We start from the raw sequence: 19,910 nt of genomic DNA on the forward strand, positions 1-19,910 counted from the left end.
AGCGAGGAGGCGAACGTATGATCGTTACCGTGACGGCGAAAATCAAAATCAAACCGTCAGAAAGTCAAATGATAGCCCTGCAACAAACGATGATCGCTTATCGTCAAGGCTGTAATTTTGTCTCTGCCCTTGTGTTTGAGACGAGCGAGCGCCGGCAGTCTGCCCTGCACCGAATGACGTATCGAACCCTGCGCAGCGCGATGGGCCTGCGTTCTCAAATGGCGCAGTCGGTATTGAAAACGGTACGGGCTAAATACAAGACCATCTTGAGCAGTGGGCATGCTTGGACTCTCGTACAATTTAAGAAGCCGGAATACGATCTCGTCTGGAGACGGGATTACTCGCTAAGCGCAAAGCTATTCTCCGTCAATACGCTGCAAGGCCGCATTAAGATCCCCTTCGAAGCCAAAGGAATGGAGACCTATTTCGACGGCACATGGACATTCGGTACAGCCAAGCTGGTATGCAAAAAACAGAAGTGGTTTTTGCATATTCCAGTGTCTAAGGAAATGGCCTCTCCTGAGCTTAAGGAGATTGAACACGTTGCAGGGATTGATCTGGGCATCAACTTTGTAGCTACGGTGTATGACACCGAGGGGAGAACGCTGTTTTTTCGGGGAAGGGGACTGAAACACAAACGAGCCAACTACCAACGATTGCGTTCCGAGCTGCAACGCAAACAAACGGCTTCGTCCCGCCGCAGGCTGAAGCAAATCGGAGAACGAGAAAACCGCTGGATGACCGATGTGAACCATCAGGTAAGTAAGGCACTCGTTACCCGATATGGGGCGAATACGCTGTTTGTGCTGGAGGATCTGACAGGGATCCGCCGCAGGGCGGAAAAGTCAAAGCTGAAGTATCGGTATGTGACGGTATCGTGGGCTTTCTATCAGCTGCGTCAGATGGTGACGTATAAGGCGAAGCTTGCAGGATCGATGGCGATAGCCGTGGATCCGAAGCACACTTCGCAAGCGTGTCCCCTATGCCGCCACACGGCCAAAGAAAACCGGGATAAACGCAGGCATCGCTTTCGTTGCCAGGCATGCGGATATGCAAGCAATGATGACCGGATCGGCGCCATGAATCTCTGTCTGAAGGGAAGAGAGTACCTTCTTGAAGGTGCAGGCTTAGCATGACTAGGTTTGCAGGGCAGCTGTCAATCTGCCCATCGGTAGGCGAAGGCTTACTCGAGGATGTAACACCACGTTCTTCGGAACGCCAAAAGATCGGAGTCGCAAGACGTTCGTACGATCGGGTCGTTACAAGCTCCCACTTCAAACGTTAGTTAAGTGGGGGTCATTGACAGCTGCATTGAACCTGGATGGGAAGCGTGCTGAGCTGAAGGAAATATCAGCCGATGAATTAGGCCATGAGGGATTATGGAGAATGATTGCAGCGCAGACGTTGCTAAGCCAGCAAGCCAAGGTGGATCAATACGAAGCGGTTGTAGCCAATGACGGCCAACTGCGCACTCAGAAGCTTCACCTGGTTGATCGGGATCAGGAAGGACGTTACGTTCACGTTGAGGCATTTTATGAGGCTGTAGATCAGACCGTACTAGTGAAGCGCTATACAACGGAGAGTTGGGTGCAGCATTCGCGATCTATCGCGGCTTCATATTTTTTCGAGAGAGTAGAAAGTCTCGGTCTGACTCGGTTGAAGCCTGACGAAGGTGAATACAATCTGGTGGGGCTTGAGCTTATGGGTTATGGAGCCCAAGTGCATTATGGCATTGTGAACGGGCACACCTTTGGAGTTGACGAGGACGGCGCTTATGCGATTGAGGTGAACGTCAATCAGCCGGTTCAGGGGATATGGCTGTATGCGTGCGGAATTCGGGACAACAGAGATCCTTTCAGTTTCAGCACCTGTGACAACCAAACGGACTACTTGTTCGATATTGAAGGTGGTCGTTCCGGCTAACAGGATCGAGGCCCAAGATCAGCTCGAAATGTGACTCCAGTCAATATTCGCCCCTCACATTCTCTGATAAAATAAAGCCATTGAACCAAGCTTAGGAGGAGCGTTGTGGGAGTCTTATATGTGGTTATGTGTTTGTCCTTATGGACGATGGGGATCGTCTTCCTGGTCTACGGCGTCCGAAGGAACTTCTGGATCGCGATGACCCTCCTGACAGGGGGCATGGCGAGCTTTGTGTTTTGGATTCATTTGACGATAATGCCGCGTATTCTTTCGATGGATATACTGTCTCCGTTCTGGAGCGGCTGGCTGTATGACATTACGGTTGCTGCCATGACCATCTATTTCTATGCGTTTCCGTTCGCAGCGGCCATGGGCGGGCTGTGGCTGGGTGCCCTTCGTTCGAGGAAGGCCAGACTGCTGGCTACAGCGGCGATGGCGCTGCCGTCTGCGGGGTTGTTCTTCCTCCACCTCCAGCAGGGGGCCTGGAACAGCTTCACTGTCAGCGATTTTCGCTGGTGGAGCGGCATCTGCTTCCTGTTCGGAGCCGTGATGTATGCGGTGTCCGTCATGCGGGAAGCCGACAGCTATGAGAAGCGCAGCAAGCGGAGAGTGGCTGTCTTGTTCACGATCGGCACGTTATGGGCGTTTGTCAGCGATTTTATCGGCTTCCGTGAGCTTACGCTTAGGGAATGGAGCTTCGAGCTGGAGAGCAACGGCACCTGGCAGCTGAATGTCATCGTCATAATGGCGCTTGTATCGGCCATTATTTATTCCACAGCCAAATATGGCTTCCTCGGGGTTAAGCTCCGGCTGGAGAGGGAAAGGCTGGATTCCTCCATGCGGGCGCTTACGATGGGGGTGTCCATTCTTAATCATTCCATTAAGAATGAAATTCAGAAGATTAATTATTTGACGGAAAAAACACAGGATTATATTGCAGCGGGACAGCTGGAGAGGTCCCAGCAGACGATCGAGCAGGTCCATGCCGTGACGGCGCATCTGCTGAGCATGGTGGGGCGTATCAAGGACAAAGCGGACGATATGGTGCTGAAGGAGGAGGCTGTGTCTGTGGACACGCTGCTGGCCGGCGTTCTGAGGTCTATGGCGCCGATTATGGAGCAGCGCTCCGTTCGGGTGGAGCTGAATATGGAGGAGGGCGGCGAGCTGCTGTGCGATGCCATGCATCTGGCGGAAACCTTGTCCAATCTCATTCATAATGCGGTGGATGCCATGGCGGAGACGGGCGGTGCCCTTCGTATCCGATCGTTCCGGCTCAAGAAGCATTACATCCTGGAAGTGAAGGACAGCGGCAGCGGCATTCCGAAGGAGCACTTGGCGAGAATATTCGAGCCCTTCTATACGACAAAAAAAAATACGGCCAATCATGGCCTGGGCTTGTCGTATTGCCTGTCCGTTATGAGGAAGCATGGAGGCGATCTTCGTATCGAGGAGTCGGAGCTCGGCAAAGGCACCACAATCTGGCTTATGCTGCCCGCCAAGCGTTATGCTGCCCATCGGGGCGTAAGCGTGCACCCGGCGGCGTCCTTGCTTCAGGTCGATATCTCGGAGGCCTGAAGCAGGGCTGCCAATCCAAGCTAATCTCCCTTGAAGGAGGTTAGCTTGTTTTTGATGCTTTTGAGCTGCGACTTGATGGTGTTCGTCGATTTGTGCAGTTTCTCGGAAATTTGCGACTTGCTAAGCCCTTCCTTGCGCAGCTCGAACACCTCTCGTTCCATCGGCGTCAGCTCCATCAGCTGAATTTCGTTGCGCATGATGCGGGCGGCGTCCGCATGAATCGTCGAGCGGTCCTCATAGGCTTCCCGAATCGCTCTGACGATGTCCTTGCAGCTCTGCTTGGTTATATAGTTGAGCGCTCCCAGCTGGAACGACTTCATAATGATTTCCCGCTCCGTCAGCGACGTCAGCATAATGACCTTCACGCCATCGTCGAACAGCCTGGGAACAAGCTCCTTCAGCGCCTCCAGCCCGTCGAGATTGTTGGCGGTTAAATTAATGTCCATCAGGATGACGTCAATGGGATGGCTTGCGGCGGCCAGAACGGCCTCTTCCTTCGTGCCGGCTACGGCAACGACCTCAATATCCGGCTCATCGGCCAGATCGGTGCTCAAGTGCTGCTGCCAGAAGGGATCATCCTCAACCAGCATGACGCGAATGCGATTCATCTGTACCCCTCCATTCCAACACAACATGCAAGCTAGGCATAGTATAGCAAATTCATCCTGCCGTCAGGTAGGGTGAATTTTTTTCACCTAGAAGAGGCTGTGGTCATCAGGCTATGGAGGTTTGAACACGAACTAGAAAAAAACGTTTCATACTGTAAATGATCAATGCCATTAACTTTTGTTAATTGTGGGACGCGCCCCGACTTGGTATTCTTCTGTTGCGCTAGAAGAACGAAGGAGGTATCGAATAACATGTTAACGATGCAAAAAATAAGCAGGCTGCTCGTTGTCGCCCTGGTGCTGCAGCTGCTGCTGCCGGCGACGATGCGTGCGGAGATTGAGGTGGCTCCCGCAGAGGATCATCCCTATTCGTTCGACGTCATGGACAATGAATACGGAGAGGGGCATTATTTGCGCGTAGCCTCCTATCGGGAGGAGGAGCGCTTGCATATGGATGAGAGCGCCGGCGATGCGGATGAGCCGTTCCGAATCGAGGTGGATCCCAGCGTGTGGATGCCCTATTACGATATGGAGAACCCTTATCCCGTCACATTCCGGGTTGAAACGGTGAGGCGAATCGACGACGCCGTCGTGCAGACGCGGGACTACGAGTGGCGTATGGTCTCCATTGTAAAAGGCGAGCTTGCTGTCGCTCCCCATGAGCTCGGCGCCATTGGACTAAGGCTCATTACAGCGGATGAATCCGTAATCGACGTCATGGAGGAGCCGGGCGTTGTGTATAACGAAGCCAGCGGCGTGCTTGCATTTGCCGTTGAGACAGAGAAAACGGGACCGTTCCTGCTGGAGGCTCGCATGGACGGAGAGACGGTGGGATCTACGAAGATCAGACCGGTGACCGGCCTGAATCGGCTGCCGGTGAGGACGGAGGTTGAGGAAGGCGAGAGCCGGAATGCCGTCATGACGTATTTCGACGTACATGCGGGAGAGGTGCCTCGCTATACATACAACAACAAATCCGCTTTTGTGGAGTTGAATGCTGAGGACGGCGGCGAAGCGCTGGATATGGAGGTTTTTTGGGATGATGATGACGCTAACGTGCTGACTCCGCTTCCATTCGAGTTCCACTATTTCGGAGAAACGTATACGGAGGCGTATATTGGCGCCAACGGCACCATTTCGTTCAGAGAAGAGTATACCGAGACGACCTTTAACGCGTATCCGGACCTCAGCGCTCCGCCGTCGCTCCATGTGTATGCGGCCGACCTGGAAGCGGGTGAAGGCGATAACGGCCCAGCCTCCAGCATCTACATGAAGGTGGCGGGAGAAGCGGGCGATCGGCAGTGGATTGTGCAGTGGAACGATATGTATTTCCTCAGCGTGGATGAATACGTGACCTTCCAGGCTGTGCTGTATGAGAAAAGCGGGGATATCCGATTCCAATATCCTTCAGTTGAGCTGGTTGGAGGATGGCGGAGTCACGGCGCGGAAGCGACCGTGGGGATTCAAGGCGCAAGCGAATACGCGGGGTATCCAGCCGTTCTCTATTCCTTGAAGGAGGAGAAGCTGTCGAACGGGCTGGCTCTCTGCTTCGGCGTTCAGCCTCGCTGCGGCGAAGGGGGGCCCGTCGTGACGGAGGCGTATACGAACGAGGCGGGGGACCAGGTGTCTATCACGTTCGACAGACCTCTGGATTCCACTGCGGGTCTGTATGCGCCTATTGCTTGGAATGGGACGGCTGCTATTCATGACATCGCCTACGATCCAGCGGATGAGACGGGTTCAACGTTAATCGCGAGCTTGTCCGAAGTCGTGGAGGTGGGCAGCGAGGTATCCATTGATCTGCGCGATGGCGCTGTGCGAGCTGCGGATAACGGTGTTCGCTCGGAAGCGGCGAACGCAATCCCGGTGGAGGTGCGAACCGTATTGGAGGAGGAACCGCCGATTACGGGTCCAGTTGGCGCTTTGCCGGCGCCAACGGCGAACGAGGTCGTCCAAATCGGGGGCAAAAGCTATCCCGGCATGTTCCGCAGCACCAAGTCGCAAGGGGATGGGGGATCGGTTCTAAGCGTGGAGCCTGCCGCAACGAATTGGGGCACGCTTGCCGAAGGGCTTCGGCAAGGGGATGTCCTTACGATTCCCTTGTCGACGGCTGCGGACGAGACGACGCTGTCGTTGAACGGCTCTTTGCTGCAGCTGCTTGCGGACAAGGGAGCTGGAATGGAGCTGCGAACGCCGCAGGGGAGCTATCGTTTGCCAGCCTCCGAGCTTGCAGTAGAGCGGCTATCCGCTGAACTTGGCCGTGAGATCAGCCTGGCAGAGGCGAAGCTGCAGATTGTTATTGCCACAGGCAAGGCTCAAGCTGTCGACGCGTTGAGCGCCGCTGCGCTCAGGGAGGGCTGGACCACGCTGACGGGTCCCGTTGCCTTCGAGGTCATCCTGACCGTCCACGGAGAGTCCTATACCGTGGAGAACTTCGGCTCCTTCGTGAAGCGGGAGCTTCCCATTACAACGGGCACAACCATTCCTGGCACGCCTACTGTTATCGTGCTGCTGGAGGACGGCCGTTATTATGCGGTTCCGACCCGTATCGAGAGACGTGAAGAAGGCTTGTACGCTGTCGCGAGCAGCCTCACGAATAGCGTGTATGCGGTTGTGTCCAAGGCCGCAAGCTTCACGGATATGGGGGAGCATTGGGCAAGAGGAGCGGCCGAAGAACTGGCCTCCCGATTCGTAATAGAGGGAGTGGGCGAGGGGAGCTTCGCTCCGGAGGACGAGGTTACCCGAGCCGAATTCGCGGCAATGCTGGTACGGGCGCTTGGTATAAAACCATCCGCTGCGGAAGCATTATTTGGGGATGTGCCCGCGGACAGCTGGTTTGCCGGAGCGGCAGCGCAGGTGCAGGCTTATGGATTGATGGAAGGCTACGAGGATGGAGTCTTCCATCCGGAGGCAACGATGACACGCCAGCAGGCAATGGTCATTCTGGGCCGTGCACTGGCATTAACGGGTCTGCATGTGGATGCTGATGACAGCTCTAGCGCGCTGTTGCCGTTCGCCGACCGATCCCAGCTGGCGGCTTGGGCGGAGCAGGCGGCTGCGACTGCCATTGCGGCGGGCGTGGTGCAGGGCTACAATGGCAAGCTGCTGCCGGGAGAAGCTGTTAGCCGCGCTGAAGCGGCGGTTATGCTGCTTTCGTTTGCTGGAGCGGAGCGGACTAATCGATTAATGGATTGATGATGGATTGAAACAGAGTGTAGAGCAAGCCAACAAGCCTGCGGTGGTTGATGCCGCAGGCTTGCTGCGCTGTTCAGCGAATTTCTTGTTTTTTCTAAACCGGGCTAATACTTCAACGCGAGACGTATGCTGCTCCGCCACAGGACGGCGACAACCGTTTCACCTTTACGCCACAACGCTAACGGACAAAAAATGTGCTTAGAGCTCGGATTTAGCGCTTTCCAGCCTGTAACGGGCAAACTTGACGCTTAGCCCTCCTAAATGCACCGACTTTACCTCAATTTTCGTTCTAACATTCGAAAATGTCCGTTACATATCGGGGCGACCCATTAGAAGGGTGTAAATGCATTTTTTGTGCGTTAGAAGCCTCAATGGTACGGTTGGCGTTGTCGAGACGATGGCATGCGCGAAAAAGTTGGTCAAGGACGCCGTCAGGCGTCTACGCTTGGTTATTTATTTTGTGTAGATGCCAGGCAAGTTATCCCGTTGACAACGAGAGCAGCATGGATTACTATAATACCCATAGGGGTATAAGGAGATGCGAGCCCCGATATTTTTTGGTCAAAATAATACCTCTATGGGTATTATTTTGATGAGGAGGTTATACAATGGATCAGCAGCATGTGCACATTCATGCCGATGTTCGCCTGGACTGTAAGGGCTTAGCATGCCCTATGCCCATTGTGCGAACGCGAAAGGCCATAGCCGATATGGACGGCGGCCAAGTCCTTGAAGTCTTGGCGACCGACAAAGGGTCGCTTGCCGATCTGAAAGCATGGTCGAGCCGTGCGGGCCATCAATACCTGGGTACATTGACAGTGGACGAGGTGTATCGTCACTATATTCGGAAGCAATCGACTGCAGAAGCCGCTCATCCCGGAGGTTCTCCAATACCCGTAGTGTCCAATGCGGAGCTGCAGGCCAGACGACTCGCTGATCCTGAGATGGTGATCATTGATGTGCGCGAGGAAGCGGAATTTGCGTTCGGCCATGTCAGAGGCGCAATCAGCATACCGCTGGGACAGCTGGAGGATCGGTTAGGTGAGCTTGACCGCGAGCGGGAGCTAATGCTCCTGTGTCGTACCGGAACGCGAAGTGAAATGGCATGCAGGCTGCTCGTGGACAAGGGCTTCAAGCGGGTTCACAATGTCGTGCCGGGCATGTCGGAGTGGGATGGCGATACGGATGCGCTGACAGAAGGACAAGGAGGCTTGAAGGCATGAGCACTATAGCTGGAGGAATAAAGCCGAGCGAGCTGGCGCGCTTCGTGCTGGATCGGCGAGAGCTTGTCATATTGGATGTCCGGAATGAGCCGGACTACAACGCTTGGAGAATCGAAGGAGCTTCCATTCAGAGCGTCAATATCCCGTACTTTGAGCTGCTGGACGGCGTGGAGGAGGCTGTCAAGCAACTGCCTGTTGACCGCGAGGTTGTTGTTGTCTGCGCCAAGGAGGGCTCCTCGGTATTCGTCGCAGAGCAGCTGGTGGAGGAAGGCTTAAGCGCTGTCCGTTATTTGGAGGGCGGAATGAGGGCGTGGAGCGAGCATCTGGAGCCGGTTAGCATCGGCGGGCTTTCCGGCGGCGGAGAGCTGTATCAGTTTAATCGGCTGGGCAAGGGATGCTTGTCGTATATGGCGATCGCCGGAGGCGAAGCGCTGGTGGTGGATGCCCAGCGGTTGACGGACGTCTACGAGCGAATCGCCGCTGAACGCGGCGCGGCGATTCGGTATGTGCTGGATACGCACCTGCATGCGGATCATATATCCGGTGGACGCTCTCTTGCGGAACGGACAGGAGCTCGGTATTATTTGCCGCCAAGGGATGCTGAGGAAGCAGAGTTCTCCTACGAAAGCTTGACGGATGCAAGCGTGCTCCGCCTGGGCTCAGACGGTGTCCCGGTAGCTGCCTTCTATTCGCCCGGTCATACAATCGGGAGCACATCGTTAATTGTGGACGATCATTATTTGTTATCCGGGGACATCTTGTTCGTCTCCTCGATCGGCCGGCCGGATCTTGCCGGACACGCGGAGCAATGGGCGGAGGAGCTGCGCCGGACGTTGTATGGCTCATACAGCGAGCTGCCCAAGGAGCTGCTGGTGCTGCCCGCCCACTTTGGCCATCCAGGGGAGCTTGATGAACACGGCAGAGTAGCTGCAAGCTTAGGGGACCTATTCCAAGGCAATCCAGGGCTCGATTTGCCGGAAAGCCAATTTTGCCGGATCGTCACAACGAACCTTCCTGAGCAGCCTAATGCCTTCCAACAGATTCGGCTGACCAATCTGGGCAAGCTGAACCCAAGCGAGGAGGAGCGCAGCGACATGGAGATCGGGCCGAATCGCTGTGCGGTGCATGATCACTAATACGATAGAAAAGGGGATATGAGGATGAATCCAACTGTTATTGTGGATACCAAAGGAATGGCATGCCCAATGCCGATTGTCAAAGCGAAGAAGGCTCTGGATGGGCTGAGCCCAGGCGATCTGATGCTGGTCTTGTCTACGGACAAGGGCTCGCTGCAGGATTTTCGGGCGTGGGTGAAGGGCACGAAGCATGAGCTGGTGAAGCATGAGGAGGAAGGCGGCGTATTCTCCTTCTACGTGCAGAAGCGGTAACGGCGGCCAGCGGTTGCCAATCCGCGACGTACAGGCTATATTACCTCTAGGGGTATCAAGACAGGAGGGCTTGTCATGGAGCTGTATGATGATAGCGTCATTCGTCGCTTGAAGCGGATGGAAGGCCAGGTCCGCGGCGTGATGCGCATGATGGAAGAAGGCAAATCATGCAAGGATGTTGTAGCCCAATTATCTGCCGTAAGAAGCGCGGCCGACAAGGCTATGGCCTATATTGTCGCACATCATCTCGAGCAGTGCATTATGGAAGAGAAGGAACGCGGCGGGGATACGAGCAAGCTCGTGCAGGAAGCCGTGGAGCTGCTCGTCAAAAGCCGATAGAGGGCTGAGGCTCCCATAGCGGCGCCCCCAGATCATGATGGTCAGAATGGGTTTGGGGGCCGGGGAAGCTTGACTATTTTTATACCCATGGGGGTATTGGAGATTGCCATAGATAGGACTGGATAAGAAAGGGTGAAGCTGCCATGACAACAGCAATGGCGTCAGAGGAACGCGAGAAGACAACAATCGTTCTGTTCAGCGGGGATTTGGATAAGGCGATTGCCGCATTTATTATTGCGAATGGAGCTGCGGCATACGATCATGACGTCACGATCTTCTTCACATTCTGGGGACTTAACACGATGCGCAAGGACGAGGCTGTGCGAACGGACAAAGGCTTTCTGGAGCGCATGTTTGGCTGGATGATGCCGCGGGGCGCGAGGAGGCTTGGGCTGTCCAAGATGCATATGGCGGGGATGGGTCCCTCGATGATCAAGCACGTGATGAAGAAGCACAATGCGCTGACTCTGCCGCAGCTGATCGAGCTGGCGCAGGAGCAGGGGGTCAAGCTGGTGGCGTGCACGATGACGATGGACCTGTTGGGGCTGAAGCAGGAGGAGCTGCTGGATGGGATGGAGCTTGCTGGAGTAGCCGCTTATTTGGGCGATGCCACAGAGGCGAAGGTGAATTTGTTTATTTGACCATCAAGTATAGGTTTGGAAGGAGCGGGCCGCTTCGGTCCGCTCCTTGCCCTTTATAGCCCGGAGCCCCACTCGCGGTCTCCGTTCAAATATTTTTCGGTCAGCACAGACAGCAGCTGGATGCCGACCTGGTTATGTCCGCCTTCGGGAATGATCAGGTCGGCATATTTTTTGGAGGGCTCGATAAACGCTTCATGCATCGGCTTGACCGTCGTCATATATTGATCGTGGATCGACTGGATCGTCCGGCCGCGCTCCTCAATGTCGCGAAGCACTCTTCGCAGAATTCGGACATCGGGATCGGTGTCGACAAACACCTTAATATCGAGCAGCTCGCGCACGCGCTCGTCCGACAGGACATGCAGCCCCTCCAGAATGATAATCCGGTTTGGCTTCAGCTCCACCTGCTGGTCAGTGAACCGCGCGTGCAGGGTGAAGTCATAGACAGGCGCATAAGCGGTCTCGCCTTGCTTCAGCCGAAGCAAATCCTGGATCAGCAGCTCGTTGTCGAACGCCAGCGGATGGTCGTAGTTGACGACCTCGCGTTCGCTCATGCTGAGCTGGGACTGCTCCTTGTAATAGTTGTCTTGGGAGATGAACGTGACCTTGTCCGAGCCGAGTCTGTCGATGACGGAGCGGGCCACTGTTGTTTTGCCTGAGCCGGTACCGCCGGCGATTCCTATAATAAGCATGCGCGAAGTAGCCTCCTGAGCGATAGTGCGTGGTACATGTACAAACAGCAATTGCAACCCTCGTATTGTAGCATAGCCGGCGCCTAATTTCACCACGAGCCCGTCGGTCAAAGGGGCTATAGCATTCAACCCCCAATCATGATATAGTCGTTACAGCTAATTTCATAAGGGTTAGAGACCTAGAGAAAAACCACGATGCCCCGCCTTGTTGATCCGTATGCCGGATGAACGGGGCCTTCGTGGTTTTATTGCGCATAGAGAGGGGTTGAATGACGGCAATGACAGAAGGAAAGGTCAAGCCCCCGTTCAGCGCGCATCATCGGGAGGGCCTGCTTCAAGCCATGTCGCAGCGCAAGCTGGACACGCTTATTATTGGGGGAGGCATTACGGGGGCGGGCATATTGCTGGATGCTGCGACCCGCGGTCTGAGAGCCGGGCTGGTAGAGATGCAGGACTTTGCTTCCGGCACCTCCAGCCGATCGACCAAGCTTGTGCATGGCGGGCTCCGATATTTGAAGGGGCTGGAGCTCGGCGTTGTGGCAGAGGCGGGCAAGGAGCGAGCGATTGTCTACGAGAACGGACCGCATGTGACCTCGCCGGAGTGGATGCTGCTCCCGCTGTACAAGGGCGGATCGTTCGGCAAGCTGTCCACCTCTTGGGGGCTCAGGCTGTACGATTGGCTGGCTGGCGTGAAGAAGGCTGAGCGCAGAGCTATGCTGAATCAGGCTGAGGTTATTGACAAGGAGCCTCTCTTGAAGCGCGCGGGACTGAAGGGCGGAGGCTATTATGTCGAATATCGCACGGATGATGCCAGGCTGACGATCGAGGTGCTGAAGAAGGCGGTGGAATGCGGCGGCAGTGCCGTGAACTATGCCAAGGCGGAGCAGCTGCTGAAGGATGAGACGGGACGGCTGATCGGCGTGCTCGTTAGAGATCGGGTGACGGATCAGACATACCGGATTGAGGCGGCGAAGGTGATTAACGCTTCGGGGCCATGGGTCGATGAGCTGCGGGAGCTGGATGGCTCCAAGGCAGGCAAGACCCTTCGCTTGACGAAGGGCGTTCACCTCGTATTCGACGGGGCGCGGTTTCCGCTCCGGCAGGCGTGTTATTTCGACACTCCTGATGGCCGAATGGCGTTCGCGATCCCTCGGGAGGGCAAGACATATTTCGGCACGACGGATACGGACTACAGGGAGGACCCCGTGCATCCCGTCATGACGGCCAGCGACCGGGCCTACCTGCTGTCTGCCGCTAACTTCATATTCCCCGAGCTGGCTCTGAGAGAAGAGGATGTGGAGTCGAGCTGGGCGGGGGTGCGTCCACTCCTTCAGCAGGAGGGGAAGGCTCCATCCGAAGTATCGCGGCGCGACGAAATATTCGTCTCGCCGTCGGGCCTTATTTCTATTGCGGGCGGGAAGCTGACAGGTTATCGCAGAATGGCGCAGGCCGTCGTGGATCGCGTGATTAAGCTTCTGCAGGAGGAGGGGGACGTGCGCTCATTCCAGCCCTGCGTCACGAAGCTGCTTCCGATTTCGGGGGGAGAGACGGGAGGCTCGGATCGATTTGAGGCGTACGCCGCCGCGAAAACAGCGGAAGGGATGGCGCATGGACTCAGCGAGCAAGCCGCTGCCAAGCTCGCCCGGCGCTACGGCTCCAATATCGATCATGTCTATGTATACCGCAGGGAGGCCGACCGATGGGCGCATCGCTTCTGCATGCCAACGGGGCTGGCGCTGGGACTCATCTATGCGATAAGGGAGGAGATGGCTGTGCGGCCATCCGACTTCTTCGTGCGGCGTACGGGCGACCTGCTGTTCCAGATCGACTATGTTCGAAAATGGAGCAGACCGGTCATGTTCGCGATGTCGAAGGAGCTGAACTGGGACGGAGAGCAGCGCGAGGCATACGCCGAGGAGCTGGAGCGTCTGCTGATGGAAGCGGTCATTCCTGTCGGATAAGGGCGATTGCTCTAGCTTGCAGGCTTCAAATTGCCGACAACAACCGACAAATATGATAGAATAAGAGGAATAACTCTTGCGAATAGGCTTGTCCTATAGCAGCCGGAAGAGGTGATTCCTGCCATGACATGGAAAGCTGCCAGACGGTTTGCGATTGCTCTCTTATTAGTATATGTGTTCCCGCTTGCCCCATTGACTGCGGATGCGGGTATGCTCGATCGGATTAAGGATATTTATGAAGCGCCGGAGCGGCTGGAGGATTTGCGCTCGCAGTATGAAGAGACGACAGCGCAGATGGCGAGCCAGCTGCAGGAGCAGCAGGAGCAGCTGGAGGAGGCGCGCAGGCAGGCCGACGCGCTGCTGGCGCGGCAGGAGCTGCTGCAGCAGAGCAACGACAGCTACCGGCAGCAGAACGAGGAGCTGGCAGCGGAGAAGGAAGCGCTGCTGGCTCAGATGGAGCAGGCCGAGGAGCAGCGCAAGGCGCTGTATGCCAAAGCAGGCGCTGTTGCGGGAGGGTTGCTCGCCGCGATTGTGCTATATGCGTTGTCTGTGCGCGTCTGGCGTTACATGGTGTGGCGGAGGCAGGGAAGAGACAATAGCGGAGCGATAGAGCTATGAAGCTGACGACGCCGCCCCCTGCGGGATACGTGCAGGTAGAGCTGGAAGGCGAGGATGTTCTTCATGTGCTGCATCCCAAAGCCATTACGGCCTTCCAGGGTGCTCCGCGAAGCCGGGAGGACCGGTTCATGGACCTTGGCGGCGTGCTGCGCAAGAAGCGGTGGATTCGCTCCAGGCTGCAGGGCCCCTCGCGGTTTCTGATGGGGCTGCCCGCTGGTTATACGCTGGAGGCGATTGATATTCCGGAGGACAGCCAGCTGCTGTTCGACTTCCGTCATGTTGCGATGTTCACGGATGGCATGACCTACAAAGCGAAAATTGTGAAGTGGAAAACAGCGTGGATTACGAGGGAGCTTGTTCGTATTCAATTCACGGGACCGGGCATGTTGGGCGTGCTGAGCGCCGGCGATCTGGCGACGATCCAGCTGCACCCGGAGCAGCCGCTGTTCGTCGACAAAAACGCGCTGATCGCTTATCCCGAGCAGGCTGAAATTCGGTTGTCCGTCTACGGCAACACGATCGCGAGCCAGCATATGAACGTCCAGTGGGAGCTGAAGGGCCGGGGGCCGGTGCTCCTTCAGACCGGGTCGCGGGACACCGGTCTGGAGGACAAGCTAACCAACGACGGCTGGCTCAAGCGGCTGCTGCGCGAGGTGCTTCCGTTCGGCAGCGTCTATATTAAGTAAGTTCCTTGTCCTGCGTCAGCTCCAGCTGAATGACGGTAGCTCGTGGATCTGGCAGCGGGTAGGAATTATGCTCCGGGCTTGCGAAGTTGACGAAGGCATCGGAGGTGTATTCCGTCGCGTTCCACGGCCGGCTTGTCATAAGCTCAGACCCGTCAGCCAGCAGTCTGGCCGACTTGATGCGGCCATTCAGACCAACAAGCGGAATGGGGCCGACGCTTGGCTCGTGAACATGCGCGTACAGCGTGGCGCCGTTCCAGGTGTAGCGGCCCCACTCCGGCTTGGGCAGCGGAGCCGCCTTGCAGCCGTAGATGCTGTCGCCGTTATCCCGCATCCATTCGCCGACCTCCGCGAGAATATCCAGCGACTCCTTCGGGATGCGGCCCTTGGCGTCCGGTCCGACGTTCAGCAGCAGATTGCCGTTCTTGCTGACGCACTCTGTCAGCTTCCGAATGATCGTTGTTGCGCTCTTGTAGTTCCGGTCTGCGGCTGCGTACCCCCAGTTGTTGTTCAACGTAATGCAAGCCTCCCATGGAATGGGATTGCCGCTGTCGCCGGTCACGCCGGTCGGTGGAATAATCTGCTCCGGTGAGGCGAAGTCCCCTGCATAGGTTGTCGGGTTGTCTGTATAAATGCTCCCGGAATGCGAGCCGCTGCCCTCCAGACGATTGTCCATGATGATATGAGGCTGAAGGGAGCGCATCATCTCCATCAGCTCCGCTGCCTTCCATTTCTCTCCATTCATATCGTCGTAGGAGAAGTCGAACCACACAATATCCAATTTGCCGTAGTTCGTTAGCAGCTCCCGGATCTGGCCGTGCATGTAGGACACGTAGCCGCCGAACGACTCCGGATTCCGCTTGTACGCTTCATTGTCCCTCATGGGGTGCACGCGATCGCCGTAAGCAGGGTAGTCCTCATGATGCCAATCCAGCAGCGAATAATAGAGCCCCACCTTCAAGCCCTCCGCCCGGAAGGCGTCCAGAAATTCCGCGACGAGATCCCGTCCCGCTGGGGTTCGAGTGGATTTGTACTCCGTCAGCCCGCTGTCGAACAAGCAGAAGCCGTCGTGATGCTTCGCCGTCAGCACGGCGTATTTCATACCTGCCTCCTTGGCAGCCTTCGCCCAAGCTTTAGGGTCGTACTCTACGGGATCAAATGCGTGGAAATACGGCTCATAATCCTCCACGCTCATCCGCTCGGTGCTTCGCACCCATTCTCCTCTGGCGGGTATGGCGTACAGCCCCCAATGAATAAACATTCCGAATCTTGCGTCCTGGAACCACTCCGTGCGCTCTGTTCTCTCGCGAATCAGCTCTTGCCCGGTTTTCATACCGCTAGCCTCCCCTTCATTTCCAAAATTTCAGCTTCAGTCTAGCAGGATTATGGTAGAATAAACAGATAATCGCGTAACCAGCGCGGGTACAAAATTAACTTTTTCGGGAGCTGTTCCGACGCCATGATCCGAAACGATACCCATACAGCCCTGCAGGATATGCTGATGAACATGCAGGTGCAGATTGACGAGGCGCAGCTGACGCAGTGCTGGCACGATTGGCGCGATATCGACTATTGTCCGGCGTATAACAAGCTTTATTTTATTATGGATGGAGAGGGCTGGATTAAGATTGGCGAGCTGGAGCTCTATCCCAAGCCAGGTCAGCTGATCCTGATGCCGGCGCATGTTATGCAATCGTATTCAGCGCTTGAAGGCAGGCCATTCCTGAAGTATTGGTGCCACTTCCGAGCGGTCGCCGCCGGCGGGGACGTGTTCCAGTGGCTCGATGTGCCCTACTGCTATGAAGGGTTGTCCCGTTCCGAGGTGGAGAGGTTGTTCAGCGAGCTGGTGGAAGCGCACCGGAGTCCAGCGTTTGCCGCCAGGCTGAAGGAGCAGTCTCTGCTGCTGCACTTGCTGTCAGATATGCTGGAGGGACTGCCGCTGCAGGTGCAGAAGGGCCAGTCGCACGAGATGGAGCGTCTGACCTTGATCCAGCAATACATAGACCGCCACCTGCACAAGGAGCTGACGCTGGAGGAGATGGCGGAATTCGCGCATTTGCACCCGAACTATTTCAGCAAATATTTCAAGAGACACTTCGGGATGCCTCCGCTTAAATATGTCAGCCGCAAGAAGATGGAGCGGGCCAAGCTGCTGCTCAAAACAACGGGCTCCAGCGTTAAGGAAATCGCCTTGGCTACGGGCTTCGAGGATGCCAACTACTTCTCCAAGACCTTCAGGCGTGAGGTCGGGTACAGCCCGACGGAATACCGTCTCAGTCTGTGATGGGGACATTTCCATCCAGGCTCCAGAGGTATATAATGAGTGGCAGGCAGCACATTACCGGATAGGAAGGTGAGCAGGCTATGAAATATAGAAGATTGGGCAGCACAGGATTAGATGTATCCGTCGTTGGTATCGGCACCTGGCAGTTCGGCGGCGAGTGGGGAAGGGAATATACCCAGGCGGAAGCCGACGCGATTCTCGATAAGGGCTATGAGCTTGGCATGAATCTGATCGATACGGCGGAATGTTATGGCGATCATCTGTCCGAGAGGCTGATCGGCGATTATCTAAGCCGCAGAAATCGCGAGGATTGGGTCGTCGCCACCAAATTCGGCCATCGCTTCCACGACTTGTTCTCGCGCACGGACGCGTTCGATGCCGCAGCTGTTCTTGCTCAGCTCGATGCTTCCTTGAAGGCGCTGCAAACGGATTATATTGATCTATATCAATTCCATTCGGGTCCCGATGCCGCGTTCGATAACGACGAGCTTTGGACAACGCTCGATAAGCAGATAGAAGCAGGGAAGATCAGGTATCTTGGCACATCCATCGGCAGCAACGACAATCTGCATCAGACGCAGGCGTCCACGAAGGTAGGCTCGCGCGCGATTCAGGTGGTCTACAATCGGCTGGAGCGCCAGCCGGAGGAGCGGGTATTCCCTTCCTGCGAGGAGCAGAATTTGGGTGTGCTTGCGCGAGTGCCGCTCGCCAGCGGCTACCTGAGCGGCAAATACAAGCCCGGCGCGGTATTCGCGGGCAATGATGTACGGCATCGGCACGATGCTGAAGCGACCCGGCGGAAGCTGGAGGAAGTGGAGCGCATCGGCCGCGAGGAGGTGCCGGACGGCGTGGATATGGCGAGCTGGGCGCTCGCCTGGTGCTTGAAGCATCCAGCCGTTACGACGGTTATTCCGGGGTGCAAGGATCCCGCTCAGGTCGAAGCCAACGCGAAGGCGGCGGAGCTTGTGGTGGAGCCGCATCCGCAGGATGTGTAAGGTGCAGTAGCAGGGGGTTGAGTCAGGCACGGCATGAGATGGCCGCAGCTTCCATTGACCCTCGAAATCGACTATAATACAGGTCAAATGTATAGTTTCGACAACAGTCGACAAAGTGCGGCTTTAGGGGGCTTGCGGCTATTAAATTACGAACCTTTTTTTCGTTATCATTTGCCGGATTAATTATTATTGTCATTACGATTATGTGCGTGCTGATCAGCCAGCGGACAAGCCAGGAGCTGAGGAAGGAGATCGGCGGCAACCTGTCGGGCCTTGCCTTCCAGATGTCCGACAAGCTGGATCATTACATGTGGTCCCGTTACAACGAAATATTGATGCTCAGCACGCTTAATGTGCTGCGGGATTATGAACAGGTGGATGAAGCGCAGCATCTTCTGGATGAGCTCAGCCATGATATTCCATCGTTCTCCTGGGTTGGTCTGACGGATGCGGCGGGCAACGTAATGGCGTCTACAGGTGAAATTTTGGTCGGAGCCAGCATAGCCGCTCGCCCGGTCTATTTGGAAGCGCTCGAAAAGCCGTTTATCGGGGATGTGCACGACGCGGTGCTGCTTGCCAAGCTGCTTCCCAATCCTACTGGAGAGCCGCTCAAATTCGTGGACGTGAGCGCGCCTTTATTTAATGATGCGGGTGAATTTACAGGGGTGCTGGCCGCGCATCTCAGCTGGCGCTGGTCGATGGAAATACGGGACTCTGTATTCCGATCGCTGCAGGGTGATGGCTCGCACGCTATTGAGGCGTTTGTTCTTAGCGCGCATGATGACGTTGTGCTGCTTGGACCGGAGGCGTGGATTGGCAAGGAGCTGCCTCTTGATGGCCTGCATGAGCGAAGCGAGATCGGCGATTGGGAGGTTCAGAAGTGGCCGGATGGCAAGTCCTACCTAACCGGCTTTGCGGTAGGCAAGGGATATCAGAATTATCCAGGCTTGGGCTGGAGAGTTGTGGTGCGGCAGCCAGTCGATGTGGCGTTCGCTGCTGTGAATAAGCTTGTGGTCGATATCGCGCTGACAGGTGTCTTGCTGACCGTCATCTTCGCCGGGCTTGGCTGGCTTCTTGCGGGCAGAGTAGCGGGACCGTTGTCCCGGATTTCTGCGGCTGCCGATCGCTTGCGCTTCGGCGAGAAGGCGGAGATTCCGATATCCAGAGGCATCAAGGATATTGAGGTGCTCTCCAGCTCGCTTCGCGGCCTTGTGGTGGCGCTGACGGAGACGGAATCGCAGCTGGTTCGGATGGAGGATCGAGCTCACCGCGACAAGCTGACGGGGCTTCTCAACCGCTCCGCGTTGGATACGAATATAGCAGCTTCGATTCATCGGGCGGAGGAATTGGACGGAGGACTGGCTTTCCTCTATCTTGATCTGGACGGCTTCAAGGGCGTTAATGACACGCTGGGACACGCCGCCGGGGATGAGCTGCTCCGCCAGGTGGGGCAGCGGCTAACAGCCGCGGTTCGAGGACAGGATCTGGTATTCCGGATGGGCGGCGACGAATTTGTGGTCATTCTCGCGCTGCCTGAGCGAGGCTCGCTGCTGGAGGCCAAGGAGATTGCCCACCGGCTTCTCGTTAATCTGCGCAAGCCGTACTATATGGCAGAGGGAGGCGCGAGCATCGGCTGCAGCATCGGAGGCGCTCTATGGCCTGAACATGGAAGAGACGCAGAGCTGCTGCTGAGGCTAGCCGATGAAGCCTTGTATGAGTCGAAGAGCAACGGCAAAAACACATTGACCTTTGCCACCCCCGTCCCTGCAAAAGGGAAATAGGAAA

At 56.2% G+C, this 19,910-nt stretch carries 18 protein-coding genes; 15 read left to right on the forward strand and 3 right to left on the reverse strand.

What is annotated here, in order from left to right; genetic code table 11:
* The first annotated feature begins 17 nt into the window (after positions 1-17).
* The 3 genes from AB1S56_RS04165 (at position 18) to AB1S56_RS04175 (ending at position 3,498) form a co-directional block, all read left to right on the forward strand.
* Positions 18-1,136: an RNA-guided endonuclease InsQ/TnpB family protein gene (locus tag AB1S56_RS04165; RefSeq protein ID WP_367903427.1), complete on the forward strand. Its 1,119-nt coding sequence runs from the start codon at positions 18-20 to the stop codon at positions 1,134-1,136.
* A 163-nt stretch (positions 1,137-1,299) separates the two neighbouring features.
* Positions 1,300-1,923 carry a hypothetical protein gene (locus tag AB1S56_RS04170; protein ID WP_367903428.1) on the forward strand — a complete coding sequence of 208 codons (624 nt, stop codon included), beginning with the start codon at positions 1,300-1,302 and terminating at the stop codon, positions 1,921-1,923.
* 105 nt (positions 1,924-2,028) lie between these two features.
* Positions 2,029-3,498, forward strand: a complete 1,470-nt coding sequence (locus tag AB1S56_RS04175) for a HAMP domain-containing sensor histidine kinase (RefSeq protein ID WP_340870618.1) — start codon at positions 2,029-2,031, stop codon at positions 3,496-3,498.
* 20 nt (positions 3,499-3,518) lie between these two features.
* Here the strand turns inward: AB1S56_RS04175 and AB1S56_RS04180 are convergent, their stop codons facing one another.
* Positions 3,519-4,106: a response regulator transcription factor gene (locus AB1S56_RS04180; protein ID WP_340870617.1), complete on the reverse strand. Its 588-nt coding sequence runs from the start codon at positions 4,104-4,106 to the stop codon at positions 3,519-3,521.
* A gap of 252 nt (positions 4,107-4,358) precedes the next feature.
* On the opposite strand from AB1S56_RS04180, the gene AB1S56_RS04185 reads away from it, so the two are divergent.
* The 6 genes from AB1S56_RS04185 to AB1S56_RS04210 all read left to right on the forward strand — a co-directional run bounded on the left by AB1S56_RS04185 (position 4,359) and on the right by AB1S56_RS04210 (position 10,892).
* Positions 4,359-7,301 carry an S-layer homology domain-containing protein gene (locus tag AB1S56_RS04185; protein WP_340870616.1) on the forward strand — a complete coding sequence of 981 codons (2,943 nt, stop codon included), beginning with the start codon at positions 4,359-4,361 and terminating at the stop codon, positions 7,299-7,301.
* A 608-nt stretch (positions 7,302-7,909) separates the two neighbouring features.
* Positions 7,910-8,524, forward strand: coding sequence for a sulfurtransferase TusA family protein (locus tag AB1S56_RS04190; protein WP_340870615.1), 615 nt, complete (start codon positions 7,910-7,912; stop codon positions 8,522-8,524).
* Complete coding sequence (locus AB1S56_RS04195) at positions 8,521-9,660, forward strand: MBL fold metallo-hydrolase (RefSeq protein WP_340870614.1); 1,140 nt, start codon at positions 8,521-8,523, stop codon at positions 9,658-9,660. Before AB1S56_RS04190 ends, AB1S56_RS04195 begins: the two co-directional genes overlap by 4 nt.
* 24 nt (positions 9,661-9,684) lie before the next feature.
* A complete protein-coding gene (locus tag AB1S56_RS04200) occupies positions 9,685-9,912 on the forward strand; it encodes a sulfurtransferase TusA family protein (protein WP_340870613.1) in 228 nt (75 codons plus the stop codon).
* Positions 9,913-9,987: 75 nt separating this feature from the next.
* Positions 9,988-10,251, forward strand: a complete 264-nt coding sequence (locus tag AB1S56_RS04205) for a metal-sensitive transcriptional regulator (protein WP_340870612.1) — start codon at positions 9,988-9,990, stop codon at positions 10,249-10,251.
* 143 nt (positions 10,252-10,394) lie between these two features.
* Positions 10,395-10,892, forward strand: coding sequence for a DsrE/DsrF/DrsH-like family protein (locus AB1S56_RS04210; RefSeq protein WP_340870611.1), 498 nt, complete (start codon positions 10,395-10,397; stop codon positions 10,890-10,892).
* Between the two features lie 53 nt (positions 10,893-10,945).
* On the opposite strand, the gene udk is transcribed toward AB1S56_RS04210, so the two are convergent.
* Positions 10,946-11,584: a uridine kinase gene (udk, locus tag AB1S56_RS04215; protein ID WP_340870610.1), complete on the reverse strand. Its 639-nt coding sequence runs from the start codon at positions 11,582-11,584 to the stop codon at positions 10,946-10,948.
* A 269-nt stretch (positions 11,585-11,853) separates the two neighbouring features.
* Here udk and AB1S56_RS04220 point away from each other — a divergent pair, with 269 nt between their 5' ends.
* The 3 genes from AB1S56_RS04220 to AB1S56_RS04230 all read left to right on the forward strand — a co-directional run bounded on the left by AB1S56_RS04220 (position 11,854) and on the right by AB1S56_RS04230 (position 14,849).
* On the forward strand, positions 11,854-13,545 hold the full coding sequence (locus AB1S56_RS04220) for an FAD-dependent oxidoreductase (RefSeq protein ID WP_340870609.1): 1,692 nt from the start codon (positions 11,854-11,856) through the stop codon (positions 13,543-13,545).
* A gap of 123 nt (positions 13,546-13,668) precedes the next feature.
* A complete protein-coding gene (locus tag AB1S56_RS04225; protein ID WP_340870608.1) occupies positions 13,669-14,163 on the forward strand; it encodes a hypothetical protein in 495 nt (164 codons plus the stop codon).
* Complete coding sequence (locus AB1S56_RS04230) at positions 14,160-14,849, forward strand: AIM24 family protein (RefSeq protein WP_340870607.1); 690 nt, start codon at positions 14,160-14,162, stop codon at positions 14,847-14,849. The genes AB1S56_RS04225 and AB1S56_RS04230 overlap by 4 nt, the downstream gene beginning before the upstream one ends.
* Here the strand turns inward: AB1S56_RS04230 and AB1S56_RS04235 are convergent.
* Complete coding sequence (locus tag AB1S56_RS04235; protein WP_340870606.1) at positions 14,842-16,179, reverse strand: alpha-L-fucosidase; 1,338 nt, start codon at positions 16,177-16,179, stop codon at positions 14,842-14,844. The two genes, AB1S56_RS04230 and AB1S56_RS04235, sit on opposite strands and share 8 nt — an antisense overlap.
* 126 nt (positions 16,180-16,305) lie before the next feature.
* Between AB1S56_RS04235 and AB1S56_RS04240 the strand changes: the two genes are divergently transcribed.
* The 3 genes from AB1S56_RS04240 to AB1S56_RS04250 all read left to right on the forward strand — a co-directional run bounded on the left by AB1S56_RS04240 (position 16,306) and on the right by AB1S56_RS04250 (position 19,906).
* Complete coding sequence (locus AB1S56_RS04240; RefSeq protein WP_340870605.1) at positions 16,306-17,130, forward strand: AraC family transcriptional regulator; 825 nt, start codon at positions 16,306-16,308, stop codon at positions 17,128-17,130.
* Between the two features lie 80 nt (positions 17,131-17,210).
* The gene (locus tag AB1S56_RS04245; RefSeq protein ID WP_340870604.1) at positions 17,211-18,125 is read left to right on the forward strand and encodes an aldo/keto reductase; all 915 of its coding nucleotides are present in this window, start codon (positions 17,211-17,213) and stop codon (positions 18,123-18,125) included.
* Positions 18,126-18,334: 209 nt separating this feature from the next.
* Entirely contained in the window at positions 18,335-19,906 is a 1,572-nt protein-coding gene (locus AB1S56_RS04250) for a sensor domain-containing diguanylate cyclase (protein ID WP_340870603.1), read from the forward strand.
* Positions 19,907-19,910: the final 4 nt, after the last annotated feature.

Origin of the sequence: Paenibacillus sp. PL2-23 (assembly GCF_040834005.1) — a bacterium.
Lineage (GTDB): Bacteria > Bacillota > Bacilli > Paenibacillales > Paenibacillaceae > Pristimantibacillus.

Coding starts and splice junctions, on each gene's coding strand:
- AB1S56_RS04245 (WP_340870604.1), top strand. CDS start 17,211: ATGAAATATAGAAGATTGGGCAGCACAGGATTAGATGTATCCGTCGTT.
- AB1S56_RS04220 (WP_340870609.1), top strand. CDS start 11,854: ATGACGGCAATGACAGAAGGAAAGGTCAAGCCCCCGTTCAGCGCGCAT.
- AB1S56_RS04240 (WP_340870605.1), top strand. CDS start 16,306: ATGATCCGAAACGATACCCATACAGCCCTGCAGGATATGCTGATGAAC.
- AB1S56_RS04210 (WP_340870611.1), top strand. CDS start 10,395: ATGACAACAGCAATGGCGTCAGAGGAACGCGAGAAGACAACAATCGTT.
- AB1S56_RS04230 (WP_340870607.1), top strand. CDS start 14,160: ATGAAGCTGACGACGCCGCCCCCTGCGGGATACGTGCAGGTAGAGCTG.
- AB1S56_RS04200 (WP_340870613.1), top strand. CDS start 9,685: ATGAATCCAACTGTTATTGTGGATACCAAAGGAATGGCATGCCCAATG.
- AB1S56_RS04190 (WP_340870615.1), top strand. CDS start 7,910: ATGGATCAGCAGCATGTGCACATTCATGCCGATGTTCGCCTGGACTGT.
- udk (WP_340870610.1), bottom strand. CDS start 11,584: ATGCTTATTATAGGAATCGCCGGCGGTACCGGCTCAGGCAAAACAACA.
- AB1S56_RS04180 (WP_340870617.1), bottom strand. CDS start 4,106: ATGAATCGCATTCGCGTCATGCTGGTTGAGGATGATCCCTTCTGGCAG.
- AB1S56_RS04195 (WP_340870614.1), top strand. CDS start 8,521: ATGAGCACTATAGCTGGAGGAATAAAGCCGAGCGAGCTGGCGCGCTTC.
- AB1S56_RS04185 (WP_340870616.1), top strand. CDS start 4,359: ATGTTAACGATGCAAAAAATAAGCAGGCTGCTCGTTGTCGCCCTGGTG.
- AB1S56_RS04205 (WP_340870612.1), top strand. CDS start 9,988: ATGGAGCTGTATGATGATAGCGTCATTCGTCGCTTGAAGCGGATGGAA.
- AB1S56_RS04165 (WP_367903427.1), top strand. CDS start 18: ATGATCGTTACCGTGACGGCGAAAATCAAAATCAAACCGTCAGAAAGT.
- AB1S56_RS04235 (WP_340870606.1), bottom strand. CDS start 16,179: ATGAAAACCGGGCAAGAGCTGATTCGCGAGAGAACAGAGCGCACGGAG.
- AB1S56_RS04225 (WP_340870608.1), top strand. CDS start 13,669: ATGACATGGAAAGCTGCCAGACGGTTTGCGATTGCTCTCTTATTAGTA.